At 60.7% G+C, this 18,368-nt stretch carries 17 protein-coding genes; 10 read left to right on the forward strand and 7 right to left on the reverse strand.

The genetic code is table 11. From position 1 onward, the window contains the following. Positions 1–30: 30 nt before the first annotated feature. Entirely contained in the window at positions 31–360 is a 330-nt protein-coding gene (locus ACKAMS_RS32245; protein ID WP_075836069.1) for a DUF4286 family protein, read from the forward strand. Between the two features lie 39 nt (positions 361–399). Then, positions 400–1,335, forward strand: a complete 936-nt coding sequence (locus tag ACKAMS_RS32250; RefSeq protein ID WP_218680850.1) for a VOC family protein — start codon at positions 400–402, stop codon at positions 1,333–1,335. A 68-nt stretch (positions 1,336–1,403) separates the two neighbouring features. On the opposite strand, the gene ACKAMS_RS32255 is transcribed toward ACKAMS_RS32250, so the two are convergent. The 3 genes from ACKAMS_RS32255 to ACKAMS_RS32265 are packed head-to-tail and all read right to left on the reverse strand — an operon-like array spanning position 1,404 to position 3,747. Further along, the gene (locus ACKAMS_RS32255) at positions 1,404–1,823 is read right to left on the reverse strand and encodes a MaoC/PaaZ C-terminal domain-containing protein (protein ID WP_218680851.1); all 420 of its coding nucleotides are present in this window, start codon (positions 1,821–1,823) and stop codon (positions 1,404–1,406) included. Positions 1,824–1,855: 32 nt separating this feature from the next. Further along, a complete protein-coding gene (locus ACKAMS_RS32260; RefSeq protein WP_075836393.1) occupies positions 1,856–2,383 on the reverse strand; it encodes a MaoC family dehydratase N-terminal domain-containing protein in 528 nt (175 codons plus the stop codon). 32 nt (positions 2,384–2,415) lie between these two features. Next, positions 2,416–3,747, reverse strand: a complete 1,332-nt coding sequence (locus ACKAMS_RS32265) for a vWA domain-containing protein (RefSeq protein WP_408990037.1) — start codon at positions 3,745–3,747, stop codon at positions 2,416–2,418. 104 nt (positions 3,748–3,851) lie between these two features. Here ACKAMS_RS32265 and ACKAMS_RS32270 point away from each other — a divergent pair, with 104 nt between their 5' ends. Next, a complete protein-coding gene (locus ACKAMS_RS32270; RefSeq protein WP_218680853.1) occupies positions 3,852–4,535 on the forward strand; it encodes an alpha/beta fold hydrolase in 684 nt (227 codons plus the stop codon). 7 nt (positions 4,536–4,542) lie between these two features. On the opposite strand, the gene ACKAMS_RS32275 is transcribed toward ACKAMS_RS32270, so the two are convergent. Further along, the gene (locus tag ACKAMS_RS32275; RefSeq protein ID WP_218680854.1) at positions 4,543–5,415 is read right to left on the reverse strand and encodes a MoxR family ATPase; all 873 of its coding nucleotides are present in this window, start codon (positions 5,413–5,415) and stop codon (positions 4,543–4,545) included. Positions 5,416–5,641: 226 nt separating this feature from the next. Here ACKAMS_RS32275 and ACKAMS_RS32280 point away from each other — a divergent pair, with 226 nt between their 5' ends. Then, positions 5,642–6,769: an acyl-CoA dehydrogenase family protein gene (locus ACKAMS_RS32280; RefSeq protein ID WP_218680855.1), complete on the forward strand. Its 1,128-nt coding sequence runs from the start codon at positions 5,642–5,644 to the stop codon at positions 6,767–6,769. 15 nt (positions 6,770–6,784) lie between these two features. Then, on the forward strand, positions 6,785–8,023 hold the full coding sequence (locus ACKAMS_RS32285) for an acyl-CoA dehydrogenase family protein (protein ID WP_218680856.1): 1,239 nt from the start codon (positions 6,785–6,787) through the stop codon (positions 8,021–8,023). Positions 8,024–8,181: 158 nt separating this feature from the next. Here ACKAMS_RS32285 and ACKAMS_RS32290 read toward each other — a convergent pair whose 3' ends face one another. Continuing rightward, the gene (locus ACKAMS_RS32290; RefSeq protein ID WP_075836055.1) at positions 8,182–9,675 is read right to left on the reverse strand and encodes a class I adenylate-forming enzyme family protein; all 1,494 of its coding nucleotides are present in this window, start codon (positions 9,673–9,675) and stop codon (positions 8,182–8,184) included. A gap of 13 nt (positions 9,676–9,688) precedes the next feature. Then, positions 9,689–9,982 carry a hypothetical protein gene (locus ACKAMS_RS32295; RefSeq protein ID WP_087503910.1) on the reverse strand — a complete coding sequence of 98 codons (294 nt, stop codon included), beginning with the start codon at positions 9,980–9,982 and terminating at the stop codon, positions 9,689–9,691. A gap of 256 nt (positions 9,983–10,238) precedes the next feature. Between ACKAMS_RS32295 and ACKAMS_RS32300 the strand changes: the two genes are divergently transcribed. Further along, the gene (locus tag ACKAMS_RS32300) at positions 10,239–12,386 is read left to right on the forward strand and encodes an acyl-CoA dehydrogenase (RefSeq protein WP_218680857.1); all 2,148 of its coding nucleotides are present in this window, start codon (positions 10,239–10,241) and stop codon (positions 12,384–12,386) included. Positions 12,387–12,511: 125 nt separating this feature from the next. On the opposite strand, the gene ACKAMS_RS32305 is transcribed toward ACKAMS_RS32300, so the two are convergent. Beyond that, a complete protein-coding gene (locus tag ACKAMS_RS32305; protein WP_075836052.1) occupies positions 12,512–13,732 on the reverse strand; it encodes a CaiB/BaiF CoA-transferase family protein in 1,221 nt (406 codons plus the stop codon). A gap of 251 nt (positions 13,733–13,983) precedes the next feature. On the opposite strand from ACKAMS_RS32305, the gene ACKAMS_RS32310 reads away from it, so the two are divergent. From ACKAMS_RS32310 to ACKAMS_RS32325, 4 genes are all read left to right on the forward strand, one after another. Then, complete coding sequence (locus tag ACKAMS_RS32310) at positions 13,984–14,406, forward strand: Zn-ribbon domain-containing OB-fold protein (protein ID WP_075836050.1); 423 nt, start codon at positions 13,984–13,986, stop codon at positions 14,404–14,406. After that, a complete protein-coding gene (locus ACKAMS_RS32315) occupies positions 14,403–15,545 on the forward strand; it encodes a thiolase family protein (protein ID WP_075836049.1) in 1,143 nt (380 codons plus the stop codon). Before ACKAMS_RS32310 ends, ACKAMS_RS32315 begins: the two co-directional genes overlap by 4 nt. 201 nt (positions 15,546–15,746) lie before the next feature. Further along, a complete protein-coding gene (locus tag ACKAMS_RS32320; protein ID WP_075836048.1) occupies positions 15,747–17,279 on the forward strand; it encodes an aldehyde dehydrogenase family protein in 1,533 nt (510 codons plus the stop codon). 47 nt (positions 17,280–17,326) lie between these two features. Beyond that, entirely contained in the window at positions 17,327–18,190 is an 864-nt protein-coding gene (locus tag ACKAMS_RS32325; RefSeq protein WP_218680858.1) for a mycofactocin-coupled SDR family oxidoreductase, read from the forward strand. Positions 18,191–18,368: the final 178 nt, after the last annotated feature.

An 18,368-nucleotide genomic window follows, 5' to 3' on the forward strand; every position in this document is an offset into this window, starting at 1 on the left:
AAACCCGATCGAAAAGGAATAGGCCACATCATGGCGAAAGCGATATTGCTTGCATCCAGCAGTCCATCGAGCGTCGAGGTCGACGCGGAGTTCGGCCGTTGGTACGACGAGATTCACATTCCCGACGTGCGCGCTGCCATCCCGGCGATCACCTCCGTAGGTCGCTATCGGGTTCTCGACCCGGCCGCCGGCGATCAGGCACTGCCACGTTATGTCGCAATCTATGAGATCGACGACGCCGACGCCGACGCAGCGGCCGCAGCGCTGCAGGGCGCAGTCAGCGAAGGACGAGTCTCCATGACGGACACGATGAACGTGACCGATCACCCCCCGGTGGTCGAATTCCTCACCGCTATCTAATTTTCCACGGCAATAGCACGACACGACAGGAGAAGTGACATGGAGAAGATTGTCCAGAAGACCGGCGACCACGGTATCGGCCTGATGATTCACATGGTGCACATGACAGACGACGTTCCCACGCTGAACAAGTTCTACGAGGACGTGTTCGGCGGACTGATGTTCATGGGCGTCGACGAACCGCAGTGGCTTGAGGTGGAGGATCGCTGGGCCGGCTTGATTCAGGTCTCGGACTTCTGCGTCGAGACGATGGCGCCGAACCTGCCCGCCGATCCGACCAAACCAGTCGGCAAGTTCTACACCAAGTACGGCAAGCACCTCCACTCGGTAGGCTACAAGGTCGACGACCTGGTTGCCATCGGCAACAGGCTCATCGAGCGTGGCGTGTACATCGGCAAGCCCGGTGGCGGAAAGATCGAAGAGATGGACCCGGAGACGATGTACTTCTACCCGAGTCCGCGCGATACGGCGGGGCTGATGGTTGAGCTGTGTCGCACAGACATGCCAGACGATCCCCGCCAGCTCGGAACATGGTCTTCCCAGGTGAAGCTGTGGCGTAGCCACCCGCTCACCATCGAGCGGGCCAACTACGTGACACTCGGTGTCAAGGATCTCGATGCTGCGGTACACACGTATGTCGACGTGATCCAGGCGGTTCCGGTCCATTCCGGGATCGACGACGAACTGCAGACCAAGTTTCAGATCGTCCAGCTGGGAGATTGCTTGCTTCAGCTCGCGCAACCGCTCAACACGGACTCCGATCTGGGCCGCCATGTAGACCAGTGGGGCAACATGATCTACGGCGTGACATTCCGCGTCGGTGACCTCGACTCGGCGGAGAGGTGGTTGAATCTCAAGGGAGTTCGGACCACTCGTATTCGTCCCACGCTGCTCGCAGCGAACCCGGACGATTGCCATAACGCGCCGTACTTCTTCAGTACGGAAACCATCCCCAACGATCCGTTCGAGGTCTGATCCTCAGCACATGACTTCGGGGTGTGTCGCAAGATCGCGACACACCCCGAAGTCGTTGAGGAACAAGATCAACGCAACAGGACAGTGGCTGATCCGGGTGCCAGCTTGTCGCCGACGCCGTCCTCGGTCCAGATGTCGAGAGAGACCTCAGTACCTGCGTCGGAGCTTCTCACCGAGGAGACCCGACCATTCGCGGTCACGGGCCCCTTCGTGTTGGGCTTGCGGAACTGGCAACTGACGGACAGGATCACCGCATCATCACCCGCCCACTGGCGGACGAGATTGTGCAGATAGGACCACTGTAGGTTTCCCATGCCGAAAGCGCCGCTCTGGCCTGCAATCCGGCCTGCCTCGTCATCCATATGGATCGGCACGAACTCGTCGTTGACCGCTGCGTAGCGGTTCCACGTGGCGAACCCGGTGTCCCTGGTGAAGGGCCGAAGTTCTTCTCCTACCGTGGGGGTGGTGGTTGTCTGGGTGTTGGTCATGATTACTCGCTTTCGTTGTGTTCCCGGGACGGTCAATGCCGGATGAGCGTCATCAGGGTTCGCTTGACCACCGAGCCGTGCTGGTTTGTCCAGAGATCCTCGATAGTGGTGAACAGCATGGAGCCGAGCTTTCCGTCGCGCTCGCGGTATTCGTGCAGGCTCTCGGTTCCGGTGATTACATCGCCGGGGCGCATCCGTTCGCCGTACTCGGTCACGAGACCACCGTTCAGTTGGAACTTCAGCCCGGGCCCGACGATGCCCAGTGCCTTCTCGAGCCGGTCCGGATCGTTGGCGTCCGTGCCTGATTCGGCGGAGTCGGCGGACGGTGACGTGTGTGCAACGGACCAGGCGAAGGGGTTGAATTCCTCTGGTGCCACGACTCCGGACCATTTCGTGGTTGCGGCATACTCGGCGTCCAAGTACAGACGAGGAGGCTCTGCAGGCCAGTAGACGGCTAACGCCCATTTACGGATATCCGACTCGGAGATCGGGTGGCTCGATCGTTCGGTCACCGTCCGTCCGACTGCGGAGTGCATGGCTTCGGAGACGAGTGTCGTCATGTGTAAATCCTCTTCCTGGTTCAGTGTTGACATCAGTCGAGTGCTTCGACGAAGGCGGCGAGTTGTCTGATGTTTCGACATTCATGTACTTCGTCGCAGTACTTGGAGTACTCGGAGATCACCGAGTCCCCGCTGTTCCACAGCACCTGTTTTTCCGGGTTGAGCCAGTAGAGGTGCCCTGCTCTGGTGCGAACCGCATCGAGAATGTCCGCGCGTGGGTTGTGGTAGTTGTTGCGTGCATCGCCCAGAATCAAAACTGTACTGCGGCTGTCGAGGTCGTGGAGGCATCGATCGGCGAAATCCTCCAGTGCGTGCCCGTAGTCCGACCGGCCGTCGAGCCAGACTCCGAGTTTTTCGTTGTTGATGCGGGCGGAGGCTTCGACGATGGTGCCGGCCTCGGCGAAGATGTGTGTCACCTCGTCCACCCCGTCGATAAATACGAACGATCGAAGGGATGCAAATTCCATTCGTAGCGCCGACATCAAGCGCAGTGTGAATTCTGCAAATGTGGCCACTGATCCGGAGATATCGGCGAGAACAACGAGTTTCGGCTTGCTGGGCCGTGGTTCTGCCATTTTCAGGTTCAAGGGGATTCCGCCGGTTGACATCGACCCTCGGATGGTGCGTCGGATGTCGACTACCTGCCGGCCGGATCGCTTTCGTTTGTCGGTTAATGCGGAGGCGAGTTTGCGGCCGAGTGGGTCCATGACAGTGCGCATCGCTGCGATCTGTTCCGAGGACGCGGTCAAGAAGTCGCTGTCTTCGGGTAGAGGGGTGCGAAGTGTGGCTGCGACGGCATCAGCGCCGCGGTCGGCAACGAGCGCGATTCGAATTCTGCTCTCGACGAGTTGGCGAAAGCGTTCGACCCGATTCTCTGCGTGCTCGCGTGCCATTCGCGTTGCGAGCCCGGTCATCGGACGGTCGTCGTGTCTGCTTCGTGAAAGAATGTCCGCGACAAGAGAATCAGCTCCCATCGCGCGCATGGCTCGATAGGTGTAGAACGTCCCGGCGACGGCCCGTCCCGGCTGAATTCCTGCGTGGCGGTCGACGGTGACATTCGCGATCTCACGCAGGAGCGTGTCCCCTTCGAAGGCTGCCGCATCGACTAGAATTTCGCGAAGTTCGGCGTCGGACAACGACTCCAGCGGGGCGACGAGTCGACCGTTGCCCGAATCTTCCGCCGAGTCGGAGACAGGAGGAGCGAAGTACAGCTCGAAAACCGTATCGAACGCATGGCGGTGGTCTTCGGATTTGACGAGGCAAGCCCGAATCGCCGATTTGAACTCAGCTCGAGCCGAGATGTCGGTGACGGTGACTGCCCGCATTGCGTCGAGCACCTCGCTAGTCGAGATCGGTACCTGCATGCGCCTGAGTTCTCCGACGAGTCCTTCGATAGCAGTCAACACGAGACGGCCCGGTTTCCGTGAGACAAGCTGTGCAACAAAGTAATTGCGTCTAGTATGCGGATATGACCTCTTCCAAGATTCTGTTCGTCCACGGGCTCGCATCGAATTACAGCAACAACTGGGAAAGAAGTGGGTGGCCTGATGCCGTCGGAGAAATGGGCTACGAAGCAGTTGGTTTCGCCCTTCCCGGCCATTCGGGATCCACCATAGAGCCGGGCAACGACGACGACGCCCTCGCCGCCTTGCTCGACATGGCGAGAACACATGGCATCGATACCGCCGTGGGATTCTCTGCCGGCTCGCTGATGCTGTTGCGCAGCGCCGTCCGTGAACCTTCGCAGTTCCGAAACCTCGCTCTGCTCGGAGTCGGCGATGGAATGTGGAACGACGGTTCGGGTTTGCGCGCCATCGCCGACGCTTTCGAGTCCGATGGAGACATCGAGGACCCCGCCCTGGCCTTCATGGCCCGGACGGCCCGCGCCGCAGGTAACGACCTCGGATCGATCGCCAAGTTCGTGCGCGCGGTTCCTCGTCAACCGGACACTGGCGCGCTGGGCTCGATCGACGCAGATGTTCTGGTCGTGCTGGGGGAGCGTGACGGCGTGGGTCCGGCCACGAATCTCCTTTCCGCCCTGCGGAGTTCGACGCTGGTATCCCTTCCGGGGGTAGACCACTTCGCTACGAGCGCGGACTACCGTGCCCTGAATGCCGTGACGGACTTCGTCCGTTCGCGGGCGGCGGTCTGACACGTACTCAGGCATGGGCTGTGCCGAGTTCCGCGGTAGTCGACTCGATATCGGACTGGTACTTGAGGAGGACGTGCAGATGTGACACGACAGTCTGCACGTCGACCTCCTCGGTGCCGAGTAGTACGAGAGTGCGTGCCCAGTCGAGGGTTTCGGAGATGGACGGCTTCTTCTTGAGATTCATCGAACGGAGAGAATCCACCACCGCGGTGACCTGGCCGGCAACGTGCTCGGTGATACCTGGAACCTTGGACATCACGATGTCGCGTTCGCGTTCGGCGCTCGGGTAGCCAACATGGAGGTACAGGCATCGGCGTTTGAGTGCTTCCGACAAATCGCGTGTGTTGTTCGACGTCAGGAATACCAACGGTTTCTGTGTGGCGACCACAGTACCCAGTTCGGGGATGGATACCTGGAAGTCCGACAGGATCTCCAGCAAGAGCGCTTCGGTCTCGATGTCCAATCGATCGACCTCGTCGATCAGGAGAACTACCCGGTCCTTGGCTCGAATGGCCTCGAGTAGTGGACGAGTGAGTAGAAACTTCTCGTCGAATATTCCGGCATCGATGGCGCCGGCATCGTCGGCCGATCGCCCGGCCTGGATAGCGAGAAGCTGCCTTCGGTAGTCCCATTCGTAGAGGGCCCGTGATTCGTCGAGGCCCTCGTAGCACTGCAGTCGGATCAGCCGTGCGTCGGTGATCGCGGCAACGCTCTTGGCGAGTTCTGTCTTACCGGTCCCTGCGGGTCCCTCGACCAGTACAGGCTTTCCCAATGCGGCTGCGAGATGGACTGTTCCGGCGATGTGTTCGTCCGGAAGGTATCCGTACTCGGACAACTGGCGGCGTACGTCGGCCGCGGAGCCCAGATCCATTGTGTCCATGATGCCTTCTCTCTTCTGAACGTCCCAATAGAATACTATTCCGTTAGTCTTACCGTAAGGCATTTGACAACGACGTGTCGGCGGCGCATTCTGCTGGTGGCGACTACTTTCGGTCGTTGCCACGGTCTTTCGACCGAATCACGAGCCGTCGATACGTTTCCTCCCGAGTCCTTAGCCCTTCGTACTGTCGGGTGTGATCGGTGGAGGAACAGAAGGGGTTAACCGAATGACAGTGGACACGTCCTCGGAACACAAGCTGTTCCGAGCAACAACCAAGTCTTTTCTCTCCAAAGAAACACCCATAAGCCGAGTGCGAGCTCTCGCAGACGAAGACAGCTCATTTGAGCGTTCGTGGTGGACCAAAGGCGCCGAATTGGGCTGGACTGCCCTCCAGGTGCCAGAGGATCTCGGGGGTGGCAGCGTCACAGGCAATGGCATTCTCGACCTCGTTGCGGTGGCCGAGGAACTCGGCCGTGGCGTTGCCCCTGGGCCTTTGCATCCGGTGAACGTCGTTCTAGCGGCACTCGTGGATGCGCGCACCGGTCCCGACCACACCAAGGAGATCGAGGAACTGATCTCTGGTGAAAAGATCGCCACCTGGGCGGTCTACGAGCCGGGCAACGCCTGGGCTCCCCATGCTCCGACAGTGACCGCCTCCGCCACCGCAGAAGGTTACGTGTTGAACGGAGTCAAGGACCGCGTCGAAGCCGGTCCGCAGGCCGATACCTTCCTGGTCACCGCACTGACCGATGCAGGCCCCCTTCAGTTTCTGGTCGATGCAGACGTGCCGGGTGTGAGCGTGACTCGCTCGCGCTCGATCGACCTGGTCAAGCAATACGCGTCGGTCGAGTTCGACAACGCCGAGGTTGGTATCGACACTGCAGTCGGAGATGTCGACACGACAGTGGCCCTCATCCACCGTCAGATTCAGGTAGCCAACCTTCTCCAGGTCGCCGAGACGGTCGGACTGCTCGACACCGTCTTCGACTTCACCGTGCAGTGGGCCTTCGACCGCTACTCGTTCGGCCGTCCACTCGCGTCGTATCAGGCACTCAAGCATCGCTTCGCAGACATGAAGATGTGGCTCGAAGCGTGCCACGCAACCGTCGACGGTGCCGCGGAAGCAGTCCAGAACCGTGCAGACGACGCGGGATACCTCGTCAGCGTGGCGAAGTCCTACGTCGGATGGCGATCCGCGCAGATCATTCAGGACTGCGTGCAGATGCACGGCGGGATCGGCATCACGTGGGAGCACGATCTGCATCTGTTCCTGCGCCGTGCCCTACTGAACCGCGAACTGTTGGGAACGCCGGAAGATCACCGGCGTTCGATCGCCGACTACCTCGAACTCTAGAAGGGACCGAACATCATGGCTGTGACGACAGAAAGCGTCGAAGACTTCCGCTTGCGCGCACGAGGCTGGCTCGCTGCGAACATGCCGCGGTTCGATCCGGATGCACCTGCTGCACCCGAAGGCGACGACGATGCAATGTGGCTACGCACCCGCGAACTTCAAAAGATGCTCTACGCCGGCGGGTTCGCCGGTATCTGTTACCCGGTCGAATACGGCGGCCTTGGTCTCACCCCTGCGCATCAGGAGGCGTTCACCGAGGAAGCCATAGGCTACGAGCTGCCGTTGCTGCTCAATGTCCCCACCTTCACCATCTGTGCGCCCACCATTCTCGACATGGGAAACGAGCAGCAGAAGCGGGACCGCATCGGCGCTGCCATTCGCGGTGACGAAATCCTGGTGCAGTTCCTGTCCGAGCCCAGCGGTGGCTCCGATCTCGCCGGGCTGATCACCAGAGCGGAGCGCGACGGGGACGAATGGATCCTCAACGGCGCGAAGACCTGGAGCACGAGTGCATACGCGGCCGATTGGGCACTGTGCCTGGCACGCACCGACTGGGATGCACCCAAACATCGCGGTTTGACCATGTTCCTGCTGAAGGTCGATTCGCCCGGCGTGACGATTCGTCGAATCAAGCAGGTCAACGGATCCACGGAATTCTGTGAGGAATTCTTCGATAACGTTGTCATTCCTGCCGATTGCGTCGTAGGTGAGGTCAATGACGGTTGGTCGGTTGCTTCACGGCAGCTCTTTCACGAGCGAACCGCAGTGGGCGGTGGATCGCAGTACTCGAGCGGTGTCGGCGTGCTCGACACCCGCAATGCGTCACTGGATTTCGTAGAGTTGGCGAAGGCGACCGGTCAGAATCACGATGTGCGGGTTCGCGAACGCGTCGGCGAGGCCTACGCACACCGCACAGTTCAAGACCAGCTGATCAAGCGAGTCACCGGAGCTGTCGAATCCGGTGAGATGCCGGGTCCGGCCATGTCATTGATCCGGCTGTTCCACGCTGAAACCGACTGGCTCAACAGCGATGTCGCACTCGATCTCGCAGGCAGCGAGTCAGTTGTGGGGCCGTTGGGTGAACGCGGCGCCGCCGATATGGGCCAGCACTACCTGTCCCGTCAGGGTGCTAGTCTCGGCGGTGGCAGCAGCGAGATGTCACGCAACATCATCAGCGAACGTCTACTGCAGATGCCACGAGAATATGCAGCCGATCGTGACGTTCCTTTCAAGGACGTCAAACGCGGTCGCTGACACCACAGCGAAGGAAGCCGGCCCTTTCCAATCGGATGGGGTCGACTTTCTCGGTGCGTACTTCCGATACTTCGGTACACACTGTCGGTACCAGGGCGGTGGTAACGACGAATGCCCCGTCCGAATCGGACGGGGCATTCGTCGGCACCACCGTTCGATCAGGCCGGCGCGTCGGACACGACAGACGCTACGAGGTTGCGTCGAAGGATCTTCCCGGTCGGTGTCGTAGGCAGCTCGTCCAGAAAGATCACGTCGTCCGGCGTTTTCGAGCTTCGAAGCTGGGATCGCACCCAAGCGCGCAGTGCATTCGCGTCCGTGGCGTGGCCAGGCTGGGCGACGACGAACGCAGCGATACGGTGTCCCCACTCTGCGTCCGGGATCCCCGCGACAGCACAGTCGGCAACCGACTCGTGCGCGGCAAGGGCAGCCTCGATCTCAGCGGGAGCAATGTTCTCACCGCCGCGGATGATCGTGTCGTCTGCTCGGCCCTGGACGAAGAGGAAACCGTCGGAGTCCAGATGACCGAGATCGCGGGTGGGGAACCATCCGTTCGGATCGACGAGTGAACCGGCTTCGAGATACTCGCCGGCCACCTGCGGACCGCGCACAACGATGTCACCCACTTCCCCTGGCGCACAGGGTGATCCGTCAGCATCGTGTACTTCGATTTCGACTGTGGGAAGCGCCCGACCCACAGATGCCAGCCGCGCACGGACATTCGGGTCGTCACTGGCGAGCGCATCGCGGTGATCGTCGGGTCCGAGCACTGCGATGGACGATGCGGTTTCCGTCAAGCCATACGCATTGACGAAGCCTGTGTCGGGGAACAGTTCCAGAGCTTTGGCCAGAGCGGGGGCCGAGATTTTGGCACCGCCGTACGAAAGACCCTTCAACGATGCCGGGCCGGTTTCCCCGGCGGCGAGCAACTCGCGCACGATCCGAACGAGCATCGTGGGAACGACCATCGCGTTGGAAATACGCTCCGACTTCACGGTGTCGAGCCACTGGCGTGGAGTGAACTGATCGAGGTACACGATGCGACGACCGGCGAACAAGTTCGAAAGCAGATTCGCAACTGCTGCAATGTGATACGGCGGGACGCTGACGATCGTGGCGTCGGTCGGCTCGGCAGAAGCGAATTCGACAGAACCGAGAACGTAGGACGTCAGGTGCCGGTGCCGCAGTACTGCACTTTTGGGAGCTGCAGTGGTACCGCTGGTCATAAGGAGGACTGCGATGTCCTCCACGTCGGGATCGGCGGGGTCGGCCAGAGGTTCGGTGGTGACGGACCGGAACAGAAAGTCCTCGGTGGTGATCGCGTTCGACGTAGCAGCGCGTTCGGGGTTGTCGGTGACGATCAACGGCGACGTCGAACGGCTGATGATCTCGTCGATCTGATCGCTACTGAGTCGAAAGTTGATAGGCAGGAACGGCACGCCGGCATACGCGGACGCGAAGAGCGCGACGGGAAACGCCGGACCGTTGCCGCCGAGAAAGATGACTGTGTCTGCGGAGGCTTCGCGTACGAGGGTGGCCGCGGCGAGTGCTTGCTGCTGGAGCTGCTGACCGGTGAGCCCCTCAGCACGTGTTCCGAGCAGCGTGATGTCGCCGTTTCCGCCCGCGACCATGTCGAGGAGTGTCAGGAGATTCATGTTCAGAACTCTTTCAGTCCGACGCCGGCAGTGCTTTTGCCGACTTCAAGTTCAGTTCGCGATCGGCGAAGGTCAACGGTCCGGTTCCGGGTTTGACGACGAGAAGTTCGATGCCCGAATCCACATCGGTATAGCGCTTTCCCATTGCCAGCACAGGGCCGTCAGGGTTCGATTCCCCAGCGGCGGCATCGGTGCTCATAGAAGCGCCGGCGGCGGCGACGACACCGTCATCATCGGTGCCTCGAACGACGACGACCTCGCAACTCGTCGACGGTGCGCGAAGGTGACTTCCAACTTTCAGTGCCACGAGAGTTCTCTCCTCATATTGATGACTGCCCTGACCAAGCTCCGCTCCGAACTGCCACGGAGTTTGACGGTTTTATTTTCCAGAGTGATCCGGACTGCCGGACTACGGTGGTAAGTTCCATACCGTAAGGCATATGGTACACATCTTGCCGCTGGCCAGCACCACTTTCCCAAACCTTTCGATATGAGACCCCCAAGCGGCCTCTCCAGTCGAATTTGAACACCCCTGAAGTCAAGCACCGAGAAGGAGAACGCACATGAGTTTGGCGATCACGGAGGAACACCAACAGCTCACGGACATTGCCAAGGACTTCCTGGCAGGCGTGAAGGCCGGCGCCAGTTCGAGAGAACTCACCGATGGTGTCTCCGCCGATACTTCCGCTCTGTGGTCGGGAATGAACACCCAGGGCTGGCACGGACTGCATCTTCCGGAATCCGTTGGAGGGCAAGGATACGGGCTCGCTGAAACAGCACTGGTCGTCGAGCAGCTCGGCTACGCGCTCGCCCCCGGCGAGTTCACGGCGTCGACTGTGGTGTCGATGGCAATCAACGAGCTCGGAGCCGAGGACCAGCGGACGTTGTTGCTTCCTACACTGGCCGACGGTTCGGCAGTAGGCGCCGTAGCGCTCGGTGGAACCTTGACGGTCGGAGACACCGTGTCGGGATCGACGGGACCAATTCTGGGCGGCGCGTTCGCAACGCTGCTTCTGGTCGTGACCGGTGACGATGCATTGGTGGTTCCGATCGATGCTGCGGGGATTCGCATCGACGTCGTCGACGCGCTCGATAGGACCCTCGGGGTGCGGTCGGCGGTGTTGGACGCGGTGGCTCTCGATGCGTGCGCCGTGCTGGAAGGCGCGGCGGCGGCGGTACAGCGCATCGCACGAGTGCTCTACGCAGCGGAAGCATGCGGCTCGGCTCGGGCCACTCTGGACATGGCGGTCGACTACGCGAAGGTGAGGAGTCAGTTCGGGCGAACGATCGGTTCGTTCCAGGCAGTCAAGCATCACTGCGCGAACATGCTCGTGCAGTCGGAACTGGCGACAGCGGCGGTCTGGGATGCAGCGCGCACACCCGTCACCGATCCGCAGGCGGCGATAGTGTCCGATGTTGCTGCTGTTACGGCATTCGGGGCCGCGATACACAATGCTCAACTCAACATCCAGTTGCACGGCGGAATCGGTTTCACCTGGGAGCACGACGCACATCTGTATCTACGGCGCAGTCGGACGGTCTCGGCGCTGGTCGGGCCGGAAGACATCGTCTTGGACGATCTGATCGATCGATCGGATGCTGGTGAACGCCGGAGCTACGCACTCGATCTACCTGCCGAGGCCGAACAGTACCGCGCCGCGGTCCGCGAATTCGTCGCCCAGCATGACAGCACGCCTGTGGGGGATCGGCGTCGGTTGCTCGCGGAGTCGGGGTATCTGGTTCCGCATTGGCGCACTCCGTTCGGTCTCGCCGCAGGCGCGATCGAACAGTTGGTGATCGAGGACGAAATGGCCGGGGTGGAGCAGCCCAACCTGGGTATCGGCGGGTGGGTGCTTCTGACACTGACGCAGCAGGCCGACGAGAATCAGATCGAGCGTTGGGTGATGCCGAGTCTCCTCGGCGATTTCCAGTGGTGCCAGCTCTTCAGTGAGCCGGGTGCCGGTTCGGATGCGGCAGCGGTGTCCACGAAGGGAGTCAAGGTTGACGGCGGTTGGCGCGTGACGGGTCAGAAGGTGTGGACCTCTGGAGCTCGGGACTGCAATCGCGGACTTGCAACTATCCGCACCAACAAAGACGCACCCAAGCACAAGGGCATCACCGCGATGGTCATCGACATGCACGCGCCCGGCGTGACTGTGCGGCCGCTGCGTGAGATCACCGGTGAATCCTTGTTCAACGAGGTCTTCTTCGACGACGTCTTCGTTCCCGATTCAGATGTAGTCGGTGCGGTGGACAATGGATGGAAGGTGGCTCGTGCAACCCTCGGGAACGAGCGCGTCACAATCGGTGCAGGTAGCCGAGAAGGATTGTCGGCCTTCGACCTTCTCGATGTCGTCAAGGCCGAGAAGCCAGGTGACATCGAGGCTCGCCGTGCTGTTGCACGATTGATCGTCGAGGAGCAGAACATGCGACTGCTCGATCTTCGACGCGTGGTTCGTGCCGTGGTCGATGCAGGCCCGGGGCCGGAAGGAAATGTGACCAAGTTGCTCTCGGCAGAGCACGCTCAGCGCGTGACCGAGCTGGGCATGAAGATCGCTGGAACCTCGGCCGTGACCGGTGGGTACGCTGAGATCTCGTTCGAGTACCTGTTCGATCGGTGCCTGAGCATCGCAGGCGGCACTTCCGAAATCACACGCAACGTGATCGCCGAGCGGCTGTTGGGACTTCCTCGCGATCCTCTCAACGTCTGAGTCGATCTGCGGTACACAAGCCCGAAAAGGTCCGGCGGACAAGATGTCTGCCGGACCTTTTTGTTGGTGATGACCGGAGAAACGAATGTAGCCGACACCCCTGTGTCGGCTACATCCGTTTCTGGTCAGAGTACCGCGCCGCTGTCCTTGGCCTCGGCGATGTCGGCCCAGCTCAGTCCGAGCTCGAGCAGAATCTCCTCGGTGTGTTGACCGTGTTCCGGGGCCCGCGACGGTTCAGGGGTCTTATTGCCGTACTGGACCGGGGGAGCGACGACGCGATAGTCCACGCCGTTGTCGTCCTTGTTTTCGATGAGGTATCCGTTGGACGCCGCCTGAGGATCGACGAGCACTTCCTGCGGCGAGGCGATCGCCGACCATACACCGGGCTCGTCTGCAAGTACCTTCGTCCAGTGCTCGAGGTCTCTGGACGCGAAGTGTTCACGCAGTATTGCCGTCGCCTCGTCGGTGTTGGCCATCAGGTTCGCGGATGGTACGAACCTGCCGTCCTCGGCAAGCTCGGAAAGTCCGACGCGGTGGCAGAAATTGGCCCAGAACTTGTCAGGTTGGAGGAAGACCAACTGCAGCCAGCGTCCGTCAAGGGTCTTGTACTTGTTGGTGACGGGGTTGATGGCGCTGCCGACCGGGGGAACCGGAATCCGGTCGACACCGAAGAAGTCGGAGGCGAGGATGTCCGGTGCCATGGTCCACATGGCCTGCGCGAGTAGCGATACGTCGACTGTCGTTGTTTCACCGGTCTTTTCGCGATGGTAGAGTGCGCCGATCACACCGCCTGCAAGCGTCATTCCGCTCGGCAGATCGCCGAATGCAGGTCCCTGTCCGAGAGGATATTCGCTGTCGTCGGGCGTCAGTGCATATGCAACTCCACCGCGGGCCATGAAGCTTGCCGAATCGAATCCGCCGCGGTTGCGGTCCGGACCGAGCGGTCCCTGTCCCGATCCGCGAGCGACGATGATGTTCGGATTGATGGCGCGCACCTGTTCGAAGGTCAGGTTCGCCCGCTCGAGCGGAGCCGGAAGCCAGTTCGTCAGAAAAACATCGGCCTCGGCCAGAAGCTTCGCCAGGTACTCGTGACCCTTCTCCGATTTCAGGTCCAGCCCGATGCTTCGCTTGCCGCGGTTGCCGATCTCGAGCATGAAATCTGCATCCGCACGGGCCTTTTGGCGGCGCAGGCCGCCCACGACGAGTGCGCGACCGGGATCGCCGGCTTTCGTGTCCTCGACCTTGATCACATCGGCACCCCAGTCCGCCAATACGGCGCCGGCTGCGGGGACGAATGTCCACGAAGCCAGTTCCACGACCTTGATGCCATCCAGAATTCCCGCCATGACTGACCTCTCGTCTCGACTGTGCCCAGTCGTTCGGGGCTCGCGGCCTCTCGGCGCGAGCGATGAATGCCTTTACCGTAAACCTATCCATAGGAAATGTGGAGGGTTTGCGCGAACTGATCCGAAATGTGTCTCGTCAGTGCGGGTTTGCCCGTTTCGCAAACTTCCAGAAAGGCTTACCGTATGGTAGCCGGTGATGAGGGTCGTGTGGACAACGATGCCGCACGACCACCGGCGAAAGAGAGGTGCCGATGGACAAGCCAGAGCCTGTACCCGACGCGGTGAGCGCGTTCTACTGGGAGCATGCAGCCCGGGGTGAACTAGCCGTTCAAGGCTTCGAGGACAGTGATTTCGTTCAGTTTCCCCCCAACTCCGTCGCCGAACGGGTCGATGTGTCGGGCGCCCCGCGTCCCGTGGTCGTCAGCGGCCGCGGGACCTTGTACGCGTACACGATTCTGCACCAGGCATTCCACCCTGCTTTCGCAGATTCCGTCCCGCTCGCGATCGGCCTGACCGAACTCGACGATCACCCGGGCATTCGCATTCTCAGCAATATCGTCGACGCCGAGATCGGTGAACTCCGATCCGGACTCCCCGTCGAGGTGACCTTCGAGGAGCGAGGGAGTCAGTACCTTCCCCAGTTTCGGCCAGTGCGATCAGGAGATTCGGCATGACCTTCGGACGTAAGACTGCAATCGTCGGGGTCGGGTACTCCGCAATTCATCGGGAGAAGGGGGTGGACAGTCGTCCGCTTGCGACAACCGCCGCCAAGAATGCTATCGCCGACGCCGGACTCGACGTGTCGGATATTGACGGAATCTTCGAGTACCCCGGCTTCGGTGAACTCTCGATCGACATGCAGCGCATGCTGGGCATCGAGAACCTTCGCTGTTTCGGTGACTACGCAGCGTCCGGCCCATCGGGACTTGCCGCCGCGCTGGGCGCCGAGACAGCGGTGGCCAGTGGCCAGTGCGACGTGGCGCTCGTGTTTCGGTCCATCACCCGGGAATGGGGCCAACAGAGTGGGCAGGTCGTGTTTCCGCCCGCCGGCGGACCGCTGCAGTATCAGATGCCTTACGGCGTCGCGGGTGCGATCATCCCGGTGATGGGCATGAAGAAGCAGCGTAGATTCGCCGAGTTCGGCGGGCGCGAAGAGGACTACGGAGCCATTGCGGTCAACGCCCGTAAGTGGTCGGCGCTCAACGAGCGAGCCGTGCTTCGGGATCCGATCACTATGGACGACTACCTGTCCTCACGATTCGTCTCCGAGCCGCTCCGACTTCTCGACTGCGATTACCCCATCACCGGTGCGTGCGCGGTCATCATCACCACCGCCGAACGAGCCGCCGACCTGGCACAGAAGCCGGTTTTCATCGACGCCAGTGCGTTGGGTACCGGCGGACGCCCGGACTGGACCTTCACCGATGATTTCGTGTTCGGTGGAACAAGGGCATGCTCGAACACATTGTGGGAACGATCCTCGGTCACCCCTGCCGACGTCGACGTGGCCGAACTGTACGACGGATTCACCCACATCACCATTTCGTGGGCAGAGGCGCTGGGGCTGTGCGGGATCGGCGAATTCGGTGCTTGGGTCGACGGCGGCGCGACCATCGGGCCAGGAGGGTCGTTACCGATGAATACCAACGGCGGCCAGCTCGCCGAGGGGCGAATGCACGGATTGAGTTTCCTCGCCGAAGCCGCGCTTCAGTTACGTGGTCAGTGCGACGTTCGTCAAGTCGACGGCGCGCGAGTGGCGGTAGTCGCCAATGCAGCAGGCCCGCAATGCGGAGCAATGGTCCTCACCTCGTGAAACATAGTGTGCGAGAGCTGCGGCGATAGATGAGCAATGGCCCGTCTTCTTTTCGATTCTCATGAGAAGCAGACGGGTCGTTCTTCTTTGTCGATACCTCACGGGAACTACTGAAGTTATGTACCGTATGCCTTGCGGTATCAATGCTGCGATCTCGCCCGACACGCCCGAGGGCATCGGCCATCTTCTCAGGAGTCATCGATGACTACTATCGACTACCCGGAATCTGCGGACCGGACCAGTGCCGATGTCAACAGCGATGCCGAGCGTAATGCGGAGCGACGCTTGATGATCGATGGTCGCTTGCGAGAATCTCGCTCGGGTGAGACCTTCGAAAACATCAGCCCGGCAACCGGCGGCGTGATCGGAGTGACCACCGCCGCGGACCGCGACGACATGAATGAAGCGATCGGTGCTGCGCGTCGCGCGTTCGACGAGACTTCATGGTCCACCGATAGGGCTCTGCGACGACGGGTTCTGATGCAGTTGCACGATGCGCTCTTATCGGAGAAGGAACAACTGCGCAACGAGATCATTGCCGAAGCAGGAGCGCCGCTTTCATCGACCCACCTCGCTCAACTCGACTGGCCCTTGGCAGACGGGCTGACGTATCCGGCCGAACTCATCGACAGTTTCGAGTGGGAACGCGATTTGGGTCCTCTGTCCTTCGGCCCGGCGAACAACAAGCGCCGCATATACAAGGAACCGATCGGCGTCGTTGGAGCGATTGCGCCGTGGAATTTTCCATTCGAGATCATCATCAACAAGATCGGTCAGGCGCTCGCGACCGGCAACACACTGATCCTCAAGCCCGATCCGAACACGCCATGGACCTCGACGAGGATCGGCCGTCTCGTGAGCGAGAACACCGATATCCCCGCCGGAGTGCTCAACGTGGTTCCGACTCCGGACAACAATGTTGCGCAGTTGCTGGTGTCTGATCCGCGAGTAGACATGATTTCGTTCACCGGATCCACCGGAGTCGGAAAGATGCTGCAGCAGAAAGCATCTGAAAGTCTCAAGCGCGTCTTTCTCGAACTCGGTGGCAAGTCGGCAATGATTGCGCTCGAAGACGCGGATTTCGCTCAGGTGATTCCGTCGGCTGCACAGGCATGTCTGCACGCCGGGCAGGGTTGTGCATTGACGACTCGGTTGCTCGTTCCCAATGCCAGGTACGACGAGGCAGTGGAGATGGTTACTCACTTGTACGGGCAGTTGCCTGTCGGAGATCCAGCCGATCCCCAGACATTTGTAGGTCCGGTGATCAACGTCAAGCAGAAGGCCAAGATTCTCGGGATGCTGCAAGGTGTAGCTGCCGAGGGCGGGCGGATCACCGTAGGGGGAGGGGCGGCAGATAATTTGCCGGAACATCTGGAGGGCGGCTTCTACATCGCACCGACCGTGATCGCAGGGGCGACGAACGCGTCGACCATCGCTCAGCAGGAGGTGTTCGGACCGGTTCTCACAGTGCTCGGATACGAGGACGAGGATCACGCGGTCCGGATAGCGAACGACAGCATGTACGGCTTGTCGGGCGCCGTCTTCTCGGCCTCGACCGAGCATGGACTTGCTGTAGCACGGCGAATCCGAACCGGGTCCATATCGGTCAACGGCGGTGTTTTCTACGGAGCCGATTCGCCCTATGGCGGATACAAGCTCAGTGGTCAGGGACGGCAGAACGGCCTGGAGGGTTTTGAACAACACCTGGAGACCAAGGCCGTCGGCTTCGTCTGATCTGCACGTACACGCATACATGCACAACGAATGAACTGGAGGGAATCATGGGAAAGCTGGACGGAAAGGTCGCCTTTGTCACTGGTGCGGCGCGAGGCCAGGGCCGTAGTCACGCATTGGAATTGGCTAGAGAAGGTGCCGATATCATCGCCGTCGACATCTGTGAGAACATCGCCACGAACGGTTATGCACTCTCATCCGCGGCCGACCTGGCGGAGACTGTCCGCCTGGTCGAACAATTGGATCGCCGAATCGTTGCAACGAAGGCGGACGTGCGTGAGCCGAGTCAATTGCGAGGGGCTGTGGACGACGGGGTAGCTCAGTTGGGGCACCTTGACATCGTCGTTGCCAATGCAGGCATCTGTCCGCTCGGCGGGGACGTGCCGCCGCAGGCATTCATCGATGCGGTGGATGTCGATTTGATCGGAGTGATCAACACGGTGTCGGCGGCATATCGGCATCTCGACGCTGGTGCGTCCATCATCGCCACAGGATCGGTGGCAGGGCTTCTTTCAGGAGGGACGGACAACCCGGCCAACGGACCGGGAGGTGCTGGTTACTCCCATGCCAAGCGAGGAGTGTCGCGCTACGTCCACGACCTGGCTTTAGCTCTTGCTCCATCGTCCATCCGGGTCAACGCGGTGCATCCGACCAACGTGAACACGAACATGTTGCAAAGCGAACCGATGTATCGCGTATTTCGACCGGATCTGGAATCGCCAACCCGCGAGGACGCCGAAATCGCCTTCCCTGCAATGCAACCGATGCCGATCGGGTACGTCGAACCTGCCGACATCAGCAAGGCAGTTCTTTTCCTCGCGTCCGACGACGCTCGTTACATCACAGGCCTTCAGATGAAAGTGGATGCGGGCGCGACGCTGGCGGTCACCGCATCTGGTGCTCCAGCCTGACTTCGACAGCTCAAACATGTGACGGTCTTCACACGAATGATGTATCGTATGAATTACTGGAGCGCGGTCCGTAGCACCGTCGAATCGGTATTCCCCCAAGTTCAATTTCCCTGAGGAGGGACTATGCTTGCCGACGACGTTCAAATCATCTCGGTCGACGACCACGTCATCGAACACC

The sequence above is a fragment of the Rhodococcus sp. 5A-K4 genome (assembly GCF_046097995.1).
GTDB lineage: Bacteria > Actinomycetota > Actinomycetes > Mycobacteriales > Mycobacteriaceae > Rhodococcus_F > Rhodococcus_F erythropolis.

Coding starts and splice junctions, on each gene's coding strand:
- ACKAMS_RS32245 (WP_075836069.1), top strand. CDS start 31: ATGGCGAAAGCGATATTGCTTGCATCCAGCAGTCCATCGAGCGTCGAG.
- ACKAMS_RS32270 (WP_218680853.1), top strand. CDS start 3,852: ATGACCTCTTCCAAGATTCTGTTCGTCCACGGGCTCGCATCGAATTAC.
- ACKAMS_RS32290 (WP_075836055.1), bottom strand. CDS start 9,675: ATGAATCTCCTGACACTCCTCGACATGGTCGCGGGCGGAAACGGCGAC.
- ACKAMS_RS32280 (WP_218680855.1), top strand. CDS start 5,642: ATGACAGTGGACACGTCCTCGGAACACAAGCTGTTCCGAGCAACAACC.
- ACKAMS_RS32260 (WP_075836393.1), bottom strand. CDS start 2,383: ATGACGACACTCGTCTCCGAAGCCATGCACTCCGCAGTCGGACGGACG.
- ACKAMS_RS32275 (WP_218680854.1), bottom strand. CDS start 5,415: ATGGACACAATGGATCTGGGCTCCGCGGCCGACGTACGCCGCCAGTTG.
- ACKAMS_RS32285 (WP_218680856.1), top strand. CDS start 6,785: ATGGCTGTGACGACAGAAAGCGTCGAAGACTTCCGCTTGCGCGCACGA.
- ACKAMS_RS32315 (WP_075836049.1), top strand. CDS start 14,403: ATGACCTTCGGACGTAAGACTGCAATCGTCGGGGTCGGGTACTCCGCA.
- ACKAMS_RS32255 (WP_218680851.1), bottom strand. CDS start 1,823: ATGACCAACACCCAGACAACCACCACCCCCACGGTAGGAGAAGAACTT.
- ACKAMS_RS32320 (WP_075836048.1), top strand. CDS start 15,747: ATGACTACTATCGACTACCCGGAATCTGCGGACCGGACCAGTGCCGAT.
- ACKAMS_RS32310 (WP_075836050.1), top strand. CDS start 13,984: ATGGACAAGCCAGAGCCTGTACCCGACGCGGTGAGCGCGTTCTACTGG.
- ACKAMS_RS32250 (WP_218680850.1), top strand. CDS start 400: ATGGAGAAGATTGTCCAGAAGACCGGCGACCACGGTATCGGCCTGATG.
- ACKAMS_RS32300 (WP_218680857.1), top strand. CDS start 10,239: ATGAGTTTGGCGATCACGGAGGAACACCAACAGCTCACGGACATTGCC.
- ACKAMS_RS32305 (WP_075836052.1), bottom strand. CDS start 13,732: ATGGCGGGAATTCTGGATGGCATCAAGGTCGTGGAACTGGCTTCGTGG.
- ACKAMS_RS32325 (WP_218680858.1), top strand. CDS start 17,327: ATGGGAAAGCTGGACGGAAAGGTCGCCTTTGTCACTGGTGCGGCGCGA.
- ACKAMS_RS32265 (WP_408990037.1), bottom strand. CDS start 3,747: ATGCAGGTACCGATCTCGACTAGCGAGGTGCTCGACGCAATGCGGGCA.